This is a genomic window from Mesorhizobium sp. M0208, assembly GCF_040322015.1.
In the GTDB taxonomy this organism is placed as follows: domain Bacteria; phylum Pseudomonadota; class Alphaproteobacteria; order Rhizobiales; family Rhizobiaceae; genus Mesorhizobium.
The window spans coordinates 64,169-80,832 of the sequence record NZ_JAMYSP010000028.1; the positions used below are offsets into that span (position 1 = coordinate 64,169).

The window sequence follows — 16,664 nt, forward strand, 5'->3', positions numbered from 1 at the left end:
AGCGCGTTTGCCATATGCAATTAGCATGGTAGCCCGAAATTCCTTGATCCAGGCCGGATTTTTGCGCGCGCCTTGCGCCGAACTGCGCTAAAGGCTCTCTTGGCCGGACCAGCGCCCATCGTGGAAGTGCCCCGCCGGCCGACATCGCCGCCACGGGGCCTTATTCCATGACCGCAGAATCCCAAGTACCATCCGACCAGCGCTATGCCGCCTTTCGCCACCGGCCGTTCCTGAGCTATTGGGCGGCGCGCTTCCTCTCGACATTCTCCACCCAGATCGTGTCGGTGGCCGTCGGCTGGCAGATCTACGATTTGACCCGCGACCCGTTCGACCTCGGCCTTGTCGGCATCGTCCAGTTCCTGCCTTCGCTGCTGCTGGTGCTGGTCACCGGCGACGTTGCCGACCGTTTCGGGCGCCGGCTGATCATGGCGCTGGCGGTGCTGGTCGAGGCGGGCTGCGCCTTGGCCCTCCTGCTGCTGACGCTGCGCGGCCTCTCCGGGCCGATGCCGGTCTTCATCGTGCTCGCCATGTTCGGCATTGCGCGCGCCTTCTTCGGGCCGGCCTCGTCATCGCTGTTCGCCAATCTGGTGCCGCCTGAGGATTTCGCCAACGCCATCGCCTGGAACTCGTCCGCCTGGCAGACGGCAACCATCGTCGGGCCGGTCGCCGGCGGCCTGCTCTATGGGCTTTCGGCCGAAGCTGCCTACACCACAGCGGCCGTGCTGATGCTCATTGCCGCCGTGCTGATCTTCACCATCCCGAAGCCTGCCCAGCGCAGCAGGACCGACAGGCCGACGGTACAGACCCTGTTCGCCGGCTTCGGCTATATCTGGAGCGAAAAGATCGTGCTCGGCGCGATTTCGCTCGACCTGTTCGCGGTGCTCCTGTCCGGCGCCTCGGCGCTGCTGCCGGTCTACGCGCGCGATATCCTCGAACTCGGCCCGTGGGGGCTCGGCCTGTTGCGCTCGGCGCCCGGCGTCGGCGCCATCTGCGTCGCCATCTGGCTGGCCGGACACCCGATCCGCAACCATGCCGGCCTTGTCATGCTTGGCTTCGTTGCGCTGTTCGGCGCGTTCACCGTCCTGTTCGGCCTCTCGACCATCACCTGGCTGTCGATCGCTGCTCTCGCCTTGCTCGGCGCCACCGACATGTTCAGCGTCTATATCCGCGAGACGCTGATCCAGCTGTGGACGCCGGACGACGTTCGCGGCCGCGTCAACGCCGTCAACCAGGTGTTTGTCGGCGCCTCGAATGAGCTCGGCGAATTCCGCGCCGGCACCATGGCCGCGCTGATCGGCACGGTTCCGGCCGTGGTGGTCGGCGGTGTCGGGGCGATCGCTGTCGCCGGGCTATGGGCGGTGCTGTTCCCGCAACTGCGCAAGGTGCGTCATCTCAAGGGGCGAAACTGATTACCGCAGCGCCGGCTTGCCGAAAATCATCGGCAGGAACTCGCTGAGCCAGCGCTTGAGGTGCATGTCCCAGATCAGCCGGCCGCCGAGATGGTCGCGGCCGGGCTGTGCGCCGGGCAGTTCGAAGCGGTGCGCGCCGCGCACCACCCAGCGCTGCATCATCGCCCGGGTCAATTCGCCATGGAACTGGATGCCCCAGGCATTGTCGCCATAGCGGAAGGCCTGGTTGGGATAGGTTTCGGCCGTCGCCAAAAGCGTCGCGTCCTTCGGCAGCGAAAAGCCCTCGCGATGGAATTGATAGACCATTTCCGGCCAATGCATCAGCCTGCTGCCCGCTTCGGTCGCCTTAAGCGGATACCAGCCGATTTCGACGAGGCCCTCACCGTGGCCCTCGACCCTGCCGCCAAGATGCTTGACCAGCATTTGCGCGCCGAGGCAGATGCCAAGCAGCGGCCGGTTCTCGTTGAGCGGAATTTTAAGCCAGTCGGTCTCGCGGCGGACGAACTCGTCGCCGTCATTGGCGCTCATCGGGCCGCCGAACACCACCGCGCCGGCATGTCCATCCAGCGTCTGCGGTAAGGCCTCGCCGAGCGGCGGTCGGCGAATGTCGAGGTCGAAGCCTTCCTCGATAAGCATATGGCCGACCCGTCCGGGGCTCGAATGCTCCTGATGCAGCACGATCAGGATCTTTGGTCTCGGGCTTGGCTTGGGCGGCATTGGAAGGCTGGACCCTGTCTATTCGTCGCTTGACGTTCCGGCAGCACCAGGAGCCGCGGCGGCCGCCTTGAGGCGCGCCTCGACACGGTCGCGACGTTCGACGCCGATCAGCTCGGCGACCCGCCAGACGGTATTGTCCTCGAGTTCGTGCAGCTCGCCATCGGCATAGACGATCTCCCACATCAGACCGATGAAGGCCTTTCGCGCCTCGGCGTCGAGATGGCGCTTGAGTACGCTGGTGAAGGCGTAGAGGTCGATCGCCTCATTGTCGGCCCGCTCGCCGGCAGCCGCCAACGCGTCGAGTTCGTCGCCGCTGATCGAGTAGCTTTCCGCCAGCACCTTCTTGAACCGCTCCCATTCGGTATCCTGGCGCACCCCGTCGGCGTTCATCACGTGGAAAAGCAGGGCGGACGCGGCAACGCGCGGATCGTCGGCGCTGGGGCTGGCGCCACCACCGGACGGCAGATCCCTTAGAAACGACAAAACGCGTTCGAACATTAAATCATTCCCAATAAGCCCGGGTCCACTCGACCCTGATCAGAACAAACGAAACCGGCGCGTCGATTTGTCCGCCGCGTCGTCGGGATCGACGCCGGGATCGTCGGGCAGCCGCGTCAGCTCCTGCGCCGGCTCGACGGCTTCGGCATCTTCCGGCACTTGGGCAAACGCCGCCGCGGTGATTGGTGTCACATGATCCTCGGCGGCACGGTTTTCGGTCCTCACTTCGGTCGCTGTGCCCGGTGTCTCGGCAGCAACGGCTGTGTGCTCGATCGCCTCGGCTGTTTCCTGTACCGGTTTGGCTGGAGCCGCGATGGCCGGCATCGGTCCCTCCGGAGTCTCTTCATGGCTGTCGATCAACTGGCCGAGCCGCTCCATCGGCGCCCGCCATTCGAATGCGTCGAGCCTGCCGGTGATCGGCGATACCGGAGCCCAGCGTTCGGAGACGACGCCGTCGGCGACCCAGGCCGGGTCGCGCGGCGCTCTCACCGCCTTCGACAGCAACTGCCGCACCTTGCCCTGGTCACCGCTCTCGGCCTCCTCGATGTCGGCCAGCAGCAGATAGGCGCCTTCGCGGCGATCCATGCGGATGGCGGCTTCCGCCTCGCGGCGGGCGGTTGCAAAATCCTGCGCATCGAGCGCGGCGCGCGCCACGGCCAGCGAGGACTCGGCATGATTCTTCTTCAGCTCCTGCAGCTTCTTTGCCCGGTTCAGCCGGTCGAGCACGGCATCGCCCGGCCTGGCATGGACATAGAGCTCCGCGATCTCCGGGTGCGGCTCGGCCTTCCACGCCGCCTCGAGGATTTTCGAGCCTTTGCGCACGTCGTTCTGCCGAAACAGCAATTTCGCCGCGACGACCGCCGCCGGTGCGAAATCCGGCCGCAGCCGGTTGGCTTCGAGCGCCGCTGCCCTTGCAGCATTGGCATCGCTGTCGATCAGCGCCTGCGCCTTGGCAGTCAGCAGCACGGCGCGACGCCGGTTGGCCGCATCGCGCTCGATCTGCCGGGTCGACTTCTGGGCATCGACCAGTTTCAGCGCGCCATCCCAGTCGCCACGCCCGGTCAGGTCTTCCAACGTCGATTCGGCCGCCCAGGCCAGTTGCGGCGCTACCGCCGCGGCCCGGCCGGCATAGTGGCGGGCTGCGTTGCGGTCGCCGAGCCGCTCGGCCTCGAGATAAAGCCCGCGCAGGCCGAGCAGCCGCATTTCGGGATCGTCGAGCATGGTCTCGAACTTTTCGCGGGCGCCTTCATGGTCGCCTTCGAGCAGCGAGGCCTGCGCGTCGAGCAGCTGGATCAGCGGCTCCTGGTCGGAGCGGATCAGCTTTGCCGCTTCCTTGGTCTTCTTGCGGGCGAGCGCGCCGTCACCGGCGCCAGCGGCGATCATCCCGGTCGACAGCGCCTGATAGCCGCGGTCGCGGCGACGCACGCGGAAATAGCGCGAGATCGTATAGGGACTGTTCCACAGCGCCTTGACCAGCCACCAGACGATCATCACCGCGGCAACCACGGCAACGACCGCCACCGCCGCGACCATCAGGCTGACCTGGTATTGATAGCCGTTGAAGGTAACGAGCATTTCACCCGGCCGGTCGGCCAGCCAGGCGAAGCCGAGCCCGAGCGCAAAGACGACGGCAAGGAATGCGAGGATGCGGATCATTGGGTTCCTCACGCCTTCATCGCGCCGGCGATGAGCGAATCGATCTGTGTCTCGACCTCCATCCGCGCTTTCAGTTTCCCGGCAAAGTCGGCGCCGGCGGCCTTGGCCGCCTCAGGCAGGGCTTCGTATTCACTGAGCGCCTTGGCGTAGTCACCCTGATTGACCGCGACCTCCATACGGGCAACGGTTTCCGGGACGCCGGTGCCTTCGACGGCGCCGATCGGCCTGACCTTGACCAGCGATTCGGCGCTCGACAGCAGCTTTTGCAGGATGCCGGCATTCTGGTCGACAGGCATTGCGGCAGCGACCATGGCGTTGGCGGCGGCGTCCGCTTCGGCGGCAATCTCGGCCCGCGTCGGCACCCCCTTTTCGGCATAGGCGCGCAGCGTCGCGATCTCGGGCGCATCCGGTGAGATCGCGGCAAAGGTTTCGAGTTCGGCTGCGAACGGCGCACCTCGGTCGAGCGCAGCCTTGAGCGCCGAGGCGGCAATGGCCAGCGCGATCTTCGGCTGCGAAGCCTGTGCATCGACCTTGCCCGAGAGCTGGGAAACCGACTGTTCCAGGGCCGCAAGCCGGCCTTCCTGCGCCTTTGCCGTTTCGCCGGCTGACTTCACCAAGGCGTCGAGCGCGGCCAGCCTTTCGTTGAGCGGGCCGAGATCGACCGGCGCCGTGCCGCCGGCCTTGCCGAGGGCCGCGACCGCCTGCTCGATCTGCCGGACCTTGTCGCCAAGTGCCGCCAGCCCGGCATTGTCGCCGGCGCCGCCTTGTTCGACCGTCGACTTCAACGCCGCGACGTCCGCCCTGACCTGGTCCAGCGCCGACGACAGCCCGTCCACCTTGGCCGAGGCGTCATTGTTGGCGTCGGCCTGTCTGAGGTCCGCGACCTCGCGTTTCAGCGAAACGATCTCGCCATTGACCGCGTCGAGCGACACGCCGCCCGACCCCGGCGCACCGAGCAGGCCGGCAAATTGCAGCCCGCCGGCGGCGGCGAGCGCGATGACGCCGCCGACAATACCGGCGGCGATGCCGCTGATGCCGCTCCGCTTCGGCTGCGCTGCCATATGGTCGTCCCTCGCCTCAGCTGTCTTCTCGCCGGAGCCTGGGATCCCCGGTTCGTTGACCCCGGTTGGGCTGGATGCATCTTCGAAACTGTAGTCGGAAGCCGTGGAGCGCCCGGCCGGCGCATCCGAACCGGCGGGATAAGAGGTTTCCGTTTCCCTGGTAGGATCGGCGCCGGCGTCCGCCGGCTCTTGCGTGCCGGCCGGCGCGGCTGCGTCGGCATGTTCCCACGGCTCGAGATCGGTCTGGTCGGCATGCACCGGCTCTTCAGGCGGCTCGGGCTGCGAGGCGTTCGCCGCTTCCTCGGCTTTCGCCTCGTCGGTTTGCGCCCCCGCTGACTCTGCACTGTCTGGCTGCTGTTTGCCGGCCTCCTGTTCGGCGGCGACTCGCGAGACGGCGCCGGGCTCGAGCTCGATGGTCACCGGCTCACGGCGGCTCTTGGAATGCCGCATCTTCGGCGTCTTGACCATGCTCGGGCTCCGCAAAATTCGCTTCGGATGGTTTGAAGGGTCTAGCACATCACCAAGCGGTGAAAAGGGGCGGCGTGATGACGCCACGGCTTGGAGTTCAGTTTTGGCAAAACGCCGCAGGGCCGAATCCACGTGTCAAGCCAAGGCCCATGCTCGGCACACAAAAAACCCGCCTCGGCGGGCGGGTCGTTGGAGCCAATTAGCACCATAACCAAATTAGTAGCATAGCTGCCGGCACAAAGCAAGAACAAAATGTGCCCCGAGCGCAGTCATCCACGTTGGCACTGCCCCTCATCGCCCTGCCGGGCCCTTCTCCCCGTACAGTGACGGGGAGAAGGGCTCTCACGAGTCTCGACGCTTCTTCTGCAACGCTGGAGGTTGGCGAAATCCTCGGCGAAGGCACCCTCTCCCCGTCACTATACGGGGAGAGGATGCCGGCAGGCAGGTGAGGGGCGGCGCCAACGTTTGGAACAAGCTGGCACAGAGCAGCGGCGGATGCCGGTCAGCGCGGCGCCTGCAAAAGTCCCAGCAGCGCATCCTCGCTGGGCTCAGGCGCAATCCGGATCTCGGCGACGTCGCCCAACGCCGCGGCGATGCGCCCCGATAATCCGAAAAAGCGCGTTTTTTCAAAAACACCACGCAGCGCCGGCCGGCTAGCCAGGGCCTGCATAGCGGTGGCCGCCTTGGCCGAATAGAGCAGCACCGCCTCGACCGGCTGGGCGGACAGGCGCGCAAGAACGGCCTCGTCGGAGTAATCCAGGACAACGGTGTCGTAGGTCTCGACGGCGCGGACCTGAACGCCCGACGCCAACAGCCCTTCCTCGAAGCCGGGAAATCGCACTCGCCCGCAGAGATAGACGATCGTCTGCCCCGCGTAACCGCCAGCAAGCGCATCGGCCAGCGCCTCGGCATTGCCCGGGCCTTCGCTGACCGACAGAAACCCGGCAGCGCGGGCGGCTTCCGCCGTCTTCCTGCCGACGGCGTGGCACGGCAAGCCGGCGAGCGCCGCGATGACCTCTTTCGGCGCATGGCGAACGGCATTGGCGCTGGTGACCGCGACCGCCGCGGCGTCAGCGAGCGCGCCGGCATCGACCGGCAGCGCCACGGTTCCGGTCAATGGCAGCAGGATCGGCTGAAAGCCGGCATCCGCAAGCCGGCGCCCCGTGCGCGACGCGCCCGGTTCGGGCCTCGTCACAAGGACGCGGAGCATGTCAGGTCCAGCCATCGAAGAATGTTTCGCCGGCCCTGGCCCGAACGGTCGCCGCGGCTTCCGCGCCAATGCGCGCCGCCTCCTGCGCCGGCCCTTGCAGCCTGACTTCATGCGACTGCGTGCCATCGGGCGAGATGATCAGCCCGGCAAAGGAAACCGTTCCGCCCGATATCGTCGCATGTCCGGCGATCGGCGTGCGGCAGGACCCGTCGAGCGCCGCCAGGAAGGCGCGCTCGCAGGCCAGCGCCTCGCCGGTCGGCCCGTCGTGGATCGCTGCCAGCATCTGTTCCACGTCGCGGTCTCCGATGCGGCTTTCGATGCAGATCGCGCCTTGCCCCGGCGCCGGCGGAAAGACCTCGAGCGGCATCAGGTCGGTGACCACGTCTTCGAGCCCGAGCCGCTTCAGCCCGGCATAGGCGAGGATGGTGCCGTCGGCGATGCCGTCGTCGAGCTTGCGCAGCCGCGTCTGCACATTGCCGCGAAACATCACCACTTCGACGTCCGGCCGCATCCGCCGGATCAGCGCCTGGCGCCGCAGCGACGACGAACCGACCCTGGCGCCTTGCGGCAGGCCGGCAATCGTTCGCGCCGCCTTGCCGATGAAGGCATCGCGCGCGTCTTCGCGCGGTAGGAACGCGGACAGTTCCAGCCCCTCGGGCAACAGCGTCGGCATGTCCTTCGACGAATGCACGGCGATGTCGATGCGGCGCGCCAGCAGCGCCTCCTCGATCTCCTTGGTGAACAGGCCCTTGCCGCCGGCTTCCGACAGCGGCCGGTCCTGGATGCGGTCGCCGCTGGTCGAGATGACGACCACCTCGAAAGCTTCCGCCGGCATGCCATGCGCCGCCATCAGTCGCGCCTGCGTTTCATGCGCCTGCGCCAGCGCCAGCGGGCTGCCGCGTGTTCCGATTTTCAAGGTTGTTTGCATGACGCGCCGTCCGTGATAACCCCCGGCAGGTTTTCGGGTTTTCTCCTATCGGGGAAAGGCCGACAGTACAATCTGTACGATTTTTGGACAGCGACGAATTGATCCGCGTTCTGGGCATCGAGACGAGTTGCGACGAGACCGCCGCCAGCGTGGTGGCGCTGGACGGTCGCAGCACGCCGCAAATCCTGTCGAACATCGTGCTCAGCCAGATCGAGGAGCATGCCGCTTTCGGCGGCGTCGTGCCGGAGATCGCCGCGCGCGCCCATGTCGAGGCGCTCGACGGCATCATCGAAGCAGCGCTCGCCGATTCCGGCGTCGACCTCGCCGATATCGATGCGATTGCCGCCACCGCCGGTCCCGGTCTTGTCGGCGGGCTGATCGTCGGCCTGATGACGGCCAAAGCAATCGCCGCGGCAGCCAAAAAACCGCTGATCGCCATCAACCATCTCGAAGGTCACGCGCTGACGGCCAGATTGATCGACGGGCTCGACTTTCCCTACCTCTTGCTGCTGGTCTCCGGCGGTCATACCCAGATCGTCGCCGTACGCGGCGTCGGCGACTACCAGCGCTGGGCGACGACGATCGATGACGCGCTTGGCGAGGCCTTCGACAAGACGGCCAAGATGCTCGGCCTGCCCTATCCGGGCGGACCGAATGTCGAGAAGGCGGCGGCAACCGGTGACGCGACGCGTTTCGCCTTTCCGCGCCCGATGAAGGGCTCGGTGCAGCCCGATTTTTCCTTCTCCGGCCTCAAGACCGCGGTGCGCCAGGCGGCAACCGCGATCGCCCCGCTGAGCGATCAGGATGTTGCCGATATCTGCGCCTCGTTCCAGGCGGCGGTGGCGGATGCGCTGGGCGACCGTGTTGCGCGGGCGCTGACCCGGTTCCGTCAGCAATTCCCGGACAAAGCCGAGCCTGCATTGGTTGTCGCCGGCGGCGTGGCCGCCAATCGGACCATCAAGGCGACATTGCAGAGTCTTTGCGAGCAGGCCGGGTTCAGCTTCGTCGCGCCGCCGCTCAACCTCTGCACCGACAATGCGGCGATGATCGCCTGGGCCGGCATCGAGCGCCTGCGCGCCGGCATATCAGGTGAAAACGCCGCCGATCTCGTGCCGCGCTCGCGCTGGCCGCTGGACAGCATCTCGGCCCCGATGGTCGGCTCGGGCCGGCGTGGGGCCAAGGCATGACCGGCAGCGAGCACAAGGCGCCAAGCGGCTGGCGCGTCGCCGTGCTCGGCGGCGGCGCCTGGGGCACGGCGCTGGCGCTGGCCACGCTGCGCGCCGGTCATTTCGTCCGCCTCTATGCGCGCGACCCGGAGACCGTCGCGGCGGTCGACCGTGGCGAAAATCCGCGCTATCTGCCGGGCATCGCGCTCGATCCCGGCATCGTGGCGACGAGCGACATCGAGGCGGCGCTCGACGGTGCCGACTGCGTTCTGGCGGTAGCGCCGGCGCAATCGTTGCGGATTATGCTGACGGCCGCGTCCAGCCATATGCCGAAAGGCGTCCCGCTGGTCCTCTGCGCCAAGGGCATCGAGCGCGACACCGGCGCGCTGCTATCGTCCATCACCGAGGAAATACTGCCGGCAAATCCGGTCGCCGCTTTGTCCGGCCCAAGCTTTGCCACCGACGTCGCCAGGGGCCTGCCGACGGCCGTCGTGGTCGCCGCCCGCGACGAGGCTCTGGCCACCGACCTTGCCGCCCGCTTTTCGGCGGAAAATCTGCGCTGTTATTCGAGCGACGATCTAATCGGCGTCGAGATCGGCGGCGCGCTGAAGAACGTCTTTGCCATTGCCGCGGGTGCCGTCACCGGCGCCGGGCTCGGTGCCAGCGCCCAGGCGGCGATGGTGACGCGCGGCTTCGTCGAATTGCGCCGCATCGGCGCCGCCTTTGGCGCCAAGCCGGAGACGCTGATGGGGCTTTCCGGCCTCGGCGACCTGCTGCTCACCTGCTCGTCCGCGCAGTCGCGCAATTTCGCCTATGGGCTGGCGCTGGGGCAAGGCAAGCCGCTTGCCGGCTTGCCTTTGGCCGAAGGCGTGCCGACGGCGGCAATCGCCGCCCGCATCGCCGGCGAGCGCCGGATCGACGCGCCGATCATCGCCGCCGTCGCCGCCATACTGGACGGCACCATAACCATAGACCAGGCTGTGTCGGCGTTGATGACAAGGCCACTCAAGACCGAAACCGACATGTGATCGCGAACGATTGCGGAGATGGAAAGATGCTGTTTGCGTTGATTTGCAAGGACAAGCCAGGAAGGCTGCAGGTGCGGCTCGATACGCGGCCCAAGCACCTTGCCTTCCTGGAAGGGCTGAACGGCGACAAGAAATTGGCCTTCGCCGGCCCGTTCCTCGACGCCGACGGCAAGCCGAACGGCACTCTCGCCGTTGTCGAGGCGCCTGATCTGGCTGCGGCAAAAGCCCTGTCGGCGGCCGACCCCTATACCAAGGCAGGGCTGTTCGAAAGCGTCGAAATCCGGCAGTGGAACTGGAGTTTCAACAAGCCGGCGGATATCTGATGCATGTCGCGCAAAAGTGTGCAGCGGTTTTGTGATAGCGACATGCATACAACAAGAACCTAAAGCGCGTCGCATGAGGCCGGTCGAACGCGACGCGCTTTTAGTCGCGGCGGCACCTGAGGAGGAGCAACACAATGAACTACTGGCTGTTCAAATCCGAACCTTCGGTCTTCTCCTTCGAGGACCTCAAGGCCAAAGGGCAAGGCCGGCACGCAATGGGACGGCGTGCGCAATTATGCGGCGCGCAACAACATGAAGGCGATGCAGATCGGCGATCTCGGCTTCTTCTACCATTCCAATGACGGGCTGGACATCGTCGGCATCGCCGAAGTCTGCGCTCTGGCCCATCAGGACAGCACCACCGACGATCCCCGCTGGGAGTGCGTCGACATCCGCGCCTTCAAGGCCATGCCGAAGCCGGTGACGCTGGAGCAAGCCAAGGCCAATCAAAAGCTGGCCGACATGGCGCTGGTGCGGCTCGGGCGGCTGTCTGTGCAGCCGGTGACGCCGGCCGAATGGCAAGAGGTTTGCCGCATGGGCGGCCTGACGCCGGCGCCATGACGGCGCTGACGCCGGACAGCGCCAGGAAATTCATCCTCGACAACACGGCGCTGATGGCGCCGCCACATGTGCCGGAGATCCGCCTGCACCTGGCCGACGAGGCGCACGAACTGTGGCGGCGGACCGAGGACGAGCTGACCGAAATCGGCCTGCCGCCGCCCTTCTGGGCTTTTGCCTGGGCCGGCGGCCAAGGCCTTGCCCGCTACATCCTCGACAATCCGGCGGCGGTGCGCGGCAAGCGCGTGCTGGACTTCGCCTCCGGCTCCGGCGTTGTCGCCATTGCCGCGGTGAAGGCCGGAGCTGCCGAGGTGATCGCCGCCGATATCGACCCGTTCTGCGCGACCGCGATCCGCCTCAATGCCGAGGCAAATGGGACCGAGATAAAATTCCTCATCGGCGACTGCATCGGCAGCGATGCCGGCTGGGACGTGGTGCTGGCCGGCGACGTCTTCTACGACAAAACTTTCGCCGACAGGCTGATGCCGTGGTTCGCCCGGCTGAGGGCGCGCGGTGCCGACATTCTCGTCGGCGATCCCGGCCGCTCCTATCTGCCGAAGACCGGGCTGGAGCCGCTTGACGTCTACGAAGTGGCGGTGACCCGGGCGCTGGAGGACGCCGAGGTCAAGCGCACCACCGTCTGGCGCCTTGCTTGACGGCATCGCCGAACAGGCGTTCCATCGCGCAATCGACCGGAGGGAACCATGGATTTTTCAGCAATCAATTGGCTGGCGGTAATCGTCGCCGCCGTCGTGGCGTGGTTGTTCGGCGGGGCCTGGTACATGGGCTTGAGCAAGCCGTGGCTGAAGGCCGCCAAGCTTGATCCGGCGACGATGAGCAAATCGATGCTGCCCTTCGTCGTCTCCTTCATCGCGGAGCTCGTCATGGCGCTGGTCATGTCGCTGATCATCGGCGCCGTGACCGGCGGCGAGCCGAGCCTGCTTGCCGGGGTGATCTTCGGCTTCGTTCTCTGGCTGGGGTTCGTCGCCACCACGCTTTCGGTCAACCATCGCTACGAAGGTTTCGGCTGGGATCTGACGCTCATCGATGTTGGTCACTGGCTCGGCGTGCTGCTTCTCATCGGCGCGGTGATCGGCTGGTTCGGCGCGGCGGCGGGCTGACCGTCAGCTCGGGGTCCTGGCGATTTCCTCGAGAAGCCAATCGCGAAAGGCGACGATGCGCGGATCATTCGCCGCGGTCTCCGGATAGACCAGGAAATAGGCGAATTCGGGCGCGACCTTGATGCCGAGTTCGAACGGCCGGATCAGCCTACCTTCCGAAAGGTCGTTTGCCACCATGGCGAAATCGGCGAGCGCGACCGCGTTGCCGTCGAGCGCGGCCTGGACGGCATCCGTCGAGTTGCCGAACACGATGGTCCGGCTGTCGTCGAAATCGTCGACGCCCGCCGCCGCCATCCACATGCTCCAGTTCGGCCAGGTGACGCCCTGGCGCGACCACTCGATATGCGCCAGCGTATGATGAAACAGGTCGCGCGGCTCCTTGAGCGGCGGCCCGGCCCGCAACAGGGCCGGGCTGCAGACCGGAATGATAACGTTTTCGAACAGCCGGTGCGAGCGAAGCCCCTGATATTTGCCGGTGCCGAAACGGATGCCGAGATCGACGTCGTCGCGATCGAAGTCGCGCACCTCGTAGCTGATGTCGAAACGCAGCTCGATCGCCGGATGCTGCTTGCGAAAATCGTCGACGCGCCGCATCAGCCACTTCGTCGCGAATTGCGCATCGAGGGTGACCTTCAGCAGCGCCGATCCGCGTGCCGTCTTCTGCGCCCGTGAGACGGCCCGGCCAAGCAGGTCGAGCGCATCGGTCGAAGCTTCGAACAGCACCGCACCCGCCTCGGTCAGCCGGATCGTGCGGCTGGTGCGTGTGAACAGCACGATGCCGAGCTGATCCTCGATTTCCTTGATCTTATGGCTGACCGCTGCCGGCGTCAGGCCGAGGATCTTATGGCTGACCGCTGCCGGCGTCAGGCCGAGCTCGTCGGCGGCGCGGGTGAAATTGAGATGCCGGGCCGCTGCCTCCAGCGTCCGCAGCGCACGGGTTCCAGGCAGCAGGCGCGCCATTAGTGCCAGACGAGGAGAGTTCGGTCGAGCATTCCAATTCTCAAAAAAAACTTGAAGATGCAGAAAAAACTACTCGTTTCCCGTTTTGATTTCAATCGGTCATGATCTGGTCATCGAAGAAACATCAAACCGGATTTGATGTCCGGAGAAGCGGATTGCACCATGTCTGACATCACCTTGCGCCCTGTTACCCTCCGCCCGGCCTGGCTGCGCGCCGTGCTTGACTGGTTTCGCTACGCAAAAATCGCGGTCAATCTTCCCTACGAGAATGTCGAGGATCTCTCTGATCGCCAGCTGCGCGACATCGGCGGCGAACGCAAGGACATCGCACGCGCCATGGACCGCGAACTCGGTCGGCTCGGCCTTCTCGACACGGGTTGGCAGCTGCCGAGGAAGCGCTAGGACGGTGTAGTGAGTAGTGAAGCTAAGCGGCGGGTCCGCGAATATCCTTCCCGACCAATTCGCTCACTATTCTCCCCTACCTTGCCACCCTTATCACCGTCCGTTCCGACAGCAGCGGCAGCAGCCGCGCCATGGTGCGAGCCGTTACCGCGACGCAGCCTTGCGTCGGCGTAAAGCCGGGGCGCGCCAGGTGGAAGAAGATGGCGCTGCCGCGCCCGCGCCGCCGCGGCACAATGTTCCAGTCCAGCACCAGGCAGGCGTCATAGAGATCGTCGGTGCGCAGCATCCGCTCATGGTTGGCGCCATAGGGGATTTTGACCGGGCGGTTGTAGTTGCGGTCCCCAGGCACTTCGCACCAGCCGAGGTCGCGGCCAATCGGCGTCATCGCGAGCCGCGTCCGGCGGCCGCCGGCAAAACGGTCGCCGCGAAAATATCCCGACAATATCCGCATCGAGGCAAGCGGCGTGGCGCCGTCGCCCTCGCGCTTGGCCGCCGAGATGCCGCCATGCCCCAGCGCACATGGAAACACCAGTTTGCCGGCCTGCAGAAAGCCTTGGCTGGCATGGCCTGGGCGCGCGCGCACGGTGAGCACGGCGAGCCCTTTCGGCAAAATTGCGCCGACTGCATTGCGATCGTGTTTTTTCTTGTATGATCGTGCCACGGAACAAATCACTGTGAACGGCTGTTGTGCCGGTCAGCTTCCGCATAAACAGGCTGCGGTCAACTGAAATCTCTTTTCAAAACAACGGATTGATCCATGACTTCACGCACCATTCTGATCGTCGACGACGATGACGACCTGCGCGGCACCCTTGTCGAGCAATTGTCGCTTTATGAGGAATTCGATGTCCTGCAGGAAGCGACCGCCGCCAAAGGCGTCGCCACGGCGCGCGGCGGGCTCATCGACCTGCTCATCATGGATGTCGGCCTGCCCGACATGGATGGCCGCGAGGCGGTAAAGATATTGCGCAAGGGCGGCTACAAGGCGCCGATCATCATGCTGACCGGCCACGATACCGATTCCGACACCATCCTTGGCCTCGAGGCCGGCGCCAACGACTATGTGACGAAGCCGTTCCGCTTTGCCGTGCTGCTGGCCCGCATCCGCGCCCAGCTGCGCCAGCACGAGCAGAGCGAGGACGCCACTTTCTCGGTCGGCCCCTACACGTTCAAGCCCAGCCAGAAGCTTCTGATCGACCCGCGCGGCGCCAAGGTACGGCTGACCGAAAAGGAAGCCTCGATCATCAAATATCTCTACCGCGCCGACCAGAAGGTGGTGACCCGCGACGTGCTGCTGGAGGAAGTCTGGGGCTACAATTCCGGCGTCACCACTCACACCCTCGAAACTCACGTCTACCGGCTGCGCCAGAAGATCGAGCGCGATCCTTCCAACGCGGAAATTCTCGTGACAGAAAGCGGCGGCTACAAGCTGGTTCCTTAAACATTTCATTATTCAAATAAGCGATCCGGGCGGGGCGCTTTTCGGGTACGGTCCTGAGGCTGGAGGTGGTTTTGGATCGGCCTCGTAGGGGAGGAGTCGGACTGACGGTTCGGGGACATAGCTAGATGGCGCTGGATGACGACATCCGCATCCTGTCCACCGTGAGGCTCTTCGAGGGCTTTACGCAGGAACAGCTGCGTCTGCTCGCCTTCGGCGCCGAAACCACCAGGTTGCAAGCCGACCACAAGCTTTACCGCGAGGACGACGAGGCCGATTGCGCCTATATCGTGATCAGCGGCCGCATCGTCCTCTACCGCGAGCACGACGGCGAGCGCATCCCGATCGGCACCGCCGGCCCCGGCACCATGCTCAGCGAACTGGCGCTGATCGCCGATACCAACCGGCTGACCAGCGCCTCTGCCGAAATCGATTCGGAAGTGCTGCGGCTCAGCCGCAAGATGTTCCGCCGCATCCTTGAGGAATACCCGGAGCTGGCGGTTCACCTGCACCAGCGCATCTCGGAGGACTTCCAGGCGATGATCCGCCGCATCGAGGAACTTGGGCCGCGTTTTGCCGGCTAATACAGCGCCTCTGGTCTAACCAGATCGATTTCGGAACTGCGAGTTCTCAAGGCCGGTGCGTTGCGGAAACAAGCTCGGCCTTGCGCCGCGCCGTCTCCAGTCCGAGCGCAATGAAGCGGCGCGCATGTTTGGCCAGCTCCATATTGTCGGTCCACAGATTGCGCCAGATGGCGGTTTTCCGCGACAGGTTCTCATCGACGATTTCCGACGAGAAGGATTCGAAGCTGAGGTCGTCGCTGTAGCCGATGGCGGTCAGCGCGTCGAATATCGCGGCAAAATCGATATTGCCGGTGCCGAGGAAGCCGCGATGGCTCTCACCGATATGGACATAGCCGATCTTGCTTGCGGCGTTGCGAATGGCCAAGCCGACATCGGCCTCCTCGATGTTCATATGGAAGCTGTCGAGATGCAGGAAGATGTTGTCGGAGCCGCTGTCCGCGATGAAGGCCATGCCTTGCGCGGCGGTGTTGAGCAGGTTGCTTTCGAAGCGGTTGACGATCTCGAGGTTGAGGCTGACGCCGGCTGATTTTGCTGTCTCGGCCACCTCGGCAAGCGTGCCGGCGCTGCGGTTCCACTGGTCGCGCGTCGGCGCCTCGCTCTGCAATCCATGGCTGGTGCTGAGGATGCCGGCGACCTTTTGCCCGCCAAGATCGCGGGTCAGCGCGATCGTACGTCTCAGGATTTCGACTCCGCGCGCGGCAATCGTTTTGTCGGCGCTCGAAATATCGCCGTCGGCCGGCAGTCCGATGCTGATCGCGACGCCGAGGCCGAGATCGCCGATCCGCTTGGCCAAGCCGTCAATGTCGACATTGGCGGGGTCGAGATAAGAGAATTCGATCAGGTCGAAGCCGGCCTCCCTGGTGTTGGCCAGCGTCCGCTCGAGGTCGCTCTGCGCCGAGCTCGCCGACCAGACGAATGAGTGGATTCCGATGCGCGACATGATTGTCTCCGGTCATTCCAGGAGTAGCGGACCCAAGTCCAAATCGGCTTTTGGCAATCCATTGCTCCGATAAAAAGGTGGGGGGGGGGGAACCGGCCCCCCCCGCGATGGGCGGGGTAGGGCGCGTGGGGTCGCCCGTCTTAATGAGTGATATTTTGAGGGGGGTGTTGGGTGAGGTCGAGAGGTGTCCGACCGGG

General features: G+C 65.3%; 18 protein-coding genes and 1 pseudogene. 10 read left to right on the forward strand and 9 right to left on the reverse strand.

All coding sequences use genetic code 11. The annotated features are described in order from the left end of the window. The first annotated feature begins 167 nt into the window (after window positions 1-167). Window positions 168-1,409, forward strand: a complete 1,242-nt coding sequence (locus NKJ17_RS24180; protein WP_352690290.1) for an MFS transporter — start codon at window positions 168-170, stop codon at window positions 1,407-1,409. Here NKJ17_RS24180 and NKJ17_RS24185 read toward each other — a convergent pair whose 3' ends face one another. The 6 genes from NKJ17_RS24185 to hemC form a co-directional block, all read right to left on the reverse strand. Continuing rightward, a complete protein-coding gene (locus NKJ17_RS24185; RefSeq protein WP_352690292.1) occupies window positions 1,410-2,126 on the reverse strand; it encodes a glutamine amidotransferase in 717 nt (238 codons plus the stop codon). A gap of 18 nt (window positions 2,127-2,144) precedes the next feature. Further along, window positions 2,145-2,624, reverse strand: coding sequence for a tellurite resistance TerB family protein (locus NKJ17_RS24190; RefSeq protein WP_352509112.1), 480 nt, complete (start codon window positions 2,622-2,624; stop codon window positions 2,145-2,147). Window positions 2,625-2,663: 39 nt separating this feature from the next. Next, a complete protein-coding gene (locus NKJ17_RS24195) occupies window positions 2,664-4,280 on the reverse strand; it encodes a heme biosynthesis protein HemY (protein WP_254817793.1) in 1,617 nt (538 codons plus the stop codon). Between the two features lie 8 nt (window positions 4,281-4,288). Further along, the gene (locus NKJ17_RS24200; RefSeq protein ID WP_352690294.1) at window positions 4,289-5,809 is read right to left on the reverse strand and encodes a COG4223 family protein; all 1,521 of its coding nucleotides are present in this window, start codon (window positions 5,807-5,809) and stop codon (window positions 4,289-4,291) included. A 502-nt stretch (window positions 5,810-6,311) separates the two neighbouring features. Next, window positions 6,312-7,019: a uroporphyrinogen-III synthase gene (locus NKJ17_RS24205; RefSeq protein WP_352509115.1), complete on the reverse strand. Its 708-nt coding sequence runs from the start codon at window positions 7,017-7,019 to the stop codon at window positions 6,312-6,314. Window position 7,020: 1 nt separating this feature from the next. Continuing rightward, window positions 7,021-7,947, reverse strand: coding sequence for a hydroxymethylbilane synthase (hemC, locus tag NKJ17_RS24210; protein ID WP_352509116.1), 927 nt, complete (start codon window positions 7,945-7,947; stop codon window positions 7,021-7,023). Window positions 7,948-8,048: 101 nt separating this feature from the next. Here hemC and tsaD point away from each other — a divergent pair, with 101 nt between their 5' ends. From tsaD to NKJ17_RS24240, 6 genes and pseudogenes are all read left to right on the forward strand, one after another. After that, complete coding sequence (gene tsaD, locus NKJ17_RS24215; RefSeq protein WP_352509123.1) at window positions 8,049-9,134, forward strand: tRNA (adenosine(37)-N6)-threonylcarbamoyltransferase complex transferase subunit TsaD; 1,086 nt, start codon at window positions 8,049-8,051, stop codon at window positions 9,132-9,134. After that, window positions 9,131-10,141, forward strand: coding sequence for an NAD(P)H-dependent glycerol-3-phosphate dehydrogenase (locus tag NKJ17_RS24220; RefSeq protein ID WP_352509117.1), 1,011 nt, complete (start codon window positions 9,131-9,133; stop codon window positions 10,139-10,141). Before tsaD ends, NKJ17_RS24220 begins: the two co-directional genes overlap by 4 nt. Window positions 10,142-10,167: 26 nt before the next feature. Beyond that, entirely contained in the window at window positions 10,168-10,464 is a 297-nt protein-coding gene (locus NKJ17_RS24225; protein ID WP_352509118.1) for a YciI-like protein, read from the forward strand. A 134-nt stretch (window positions 10,465-10,598) separates the two neighbouring features. Next, window positions 10,599-11,025, forward strand: a pseudogene (locus NKJ17_RS24230) (EVE domain-containing protein). After that, window positions 11,022-11,678, forward strand: coding sequence for a class I SAM-dependent methyltransferase (locus NKJ17_RS24235; RefSeq protein ID WP_352509124.1), 657 nt, complete (start codon window positions 11,022-11,024; stop codon window positions 11,676-11,678). The pseudogene NKJ17_RS24230 and the gene NKJ17_RS24235 overlap by 4 nt, the downstream one beginning before the upstream one ends. A 48-nt stretch (window positions 11,679-11,726) precedes the next feature. Next, window positions 11,727-12,143 carry a DUF1761 domain-containing protein gene (locus NKJ17_RS24240; RefSeq protein ID WP_352509119.1) on the forward strand — a complete coding sequence of 139 codons (417 nt, stop codon included), beginning with the start codon at window positions 11,727-11,729 and terminating at the stop codon, window positions 12,141-12,143. 3 nt (window positions 12,144-12,146) lie between these two features. Here the strand turns inward: NKJ17_RS24240 and NKJ17_RS24245 are convergent, their stop codons facing one another. Then, a complete protein-coding gene (locus tag NKJ17_RS24245; RefSeq protein WP_352690296.1) occupies window positions 12,147-13,103 on the reverse strand; it encodes a LysR substrate-binding domain-containing protein in 957 nt (318 codons plus the stop codon). A gap of 162 nt (window positions 13,104-13,265) precedes the next feature. On the opposite strand from NKJ17_RS24245, the gene NKJ17_RS24250 reads away from it, so the two are divergent. Beyond that, window positions 13,266-13,505 carry a hypothetical protein gene (locus NKJ17_RS24250; protein ID WP_254817801.1) on the forward strand — a complete coding sequence of 80 codons (240 nt, stop codon included), beginning with the start codon at window positions 13,266-13,268 and terminating at the stop codon, window positions 13,503-13,505. Between the two features lie 76 nt (window positions 13,506-13,581). Here the strand turns inward: NKJ17_RS24250 and NKJ17_RS24255 are convergent, their stop codons facing one another. Then, the gene (locus tag NKJ17_RS24255) at window positions 13,582-14,118 is read right to left on the reverse strand and encodes a L,D-transpeptidase family protein (protein ID WP_352690308.1); all 537 of its coding nucleotides are present in this window, start codon (window positions 14,116-14,118) and stop codon (window positions 13,582-13,584) included. A gap of 144 nt (window positions 14,119-14,262) precedes the next feature. Here NKJ17_RS24255 and NKJ17_RS24260 point away from each other — a divergent pair, with 144 nt between their 5' ends. Both NKJ17_RS24260 and NKJ17_RS24265 read left to right on the forward strand, forming a co-directional pair. After that, complete coding sequence (locus NKJ17_RS24260; RefSeq protein ID WP_023680479.1) at window positions 14,263-14,946, forward strand: response regulator transcription factor; 684 nt, start codon at window positions 14,263-14,265, stop codon at window positions 14,944-14,946. Window positions 14,947-15,071: 125 nt separating this feature from the next. Further along, on the forward strand, window positions 15,072-15,527 hold the full coding sequence (locus NKJ17_RS24265; RefSeq protein WP_352690298.1) for a Crp/Fnr family transcriptional regulator: 456 nt from the start codon (window positions 15,072-15,074) through the stop codon (window positions 15,525-15,527). Between the two features lie 46 nt (window positions 15,528-15,573). Here NKJ17_RS24265 and NKJ17_RS24270 read toward each other — a convergent pair whose 3' ends face one another. Beyond that, window positions 15,574-16,467, reverse strand: a complete 894-nt coding sequence (locus NKJ17_RS24270) for a sugar phosphate isomerase/epimerase family protein (RefSeq protein ID WP_352649396.1) — start codon at window positions 16,465-16,467, stop codon at window positions 15,574-15,576. Window positions 16,468-16,664: the final 197 nt, after the last annotated feature.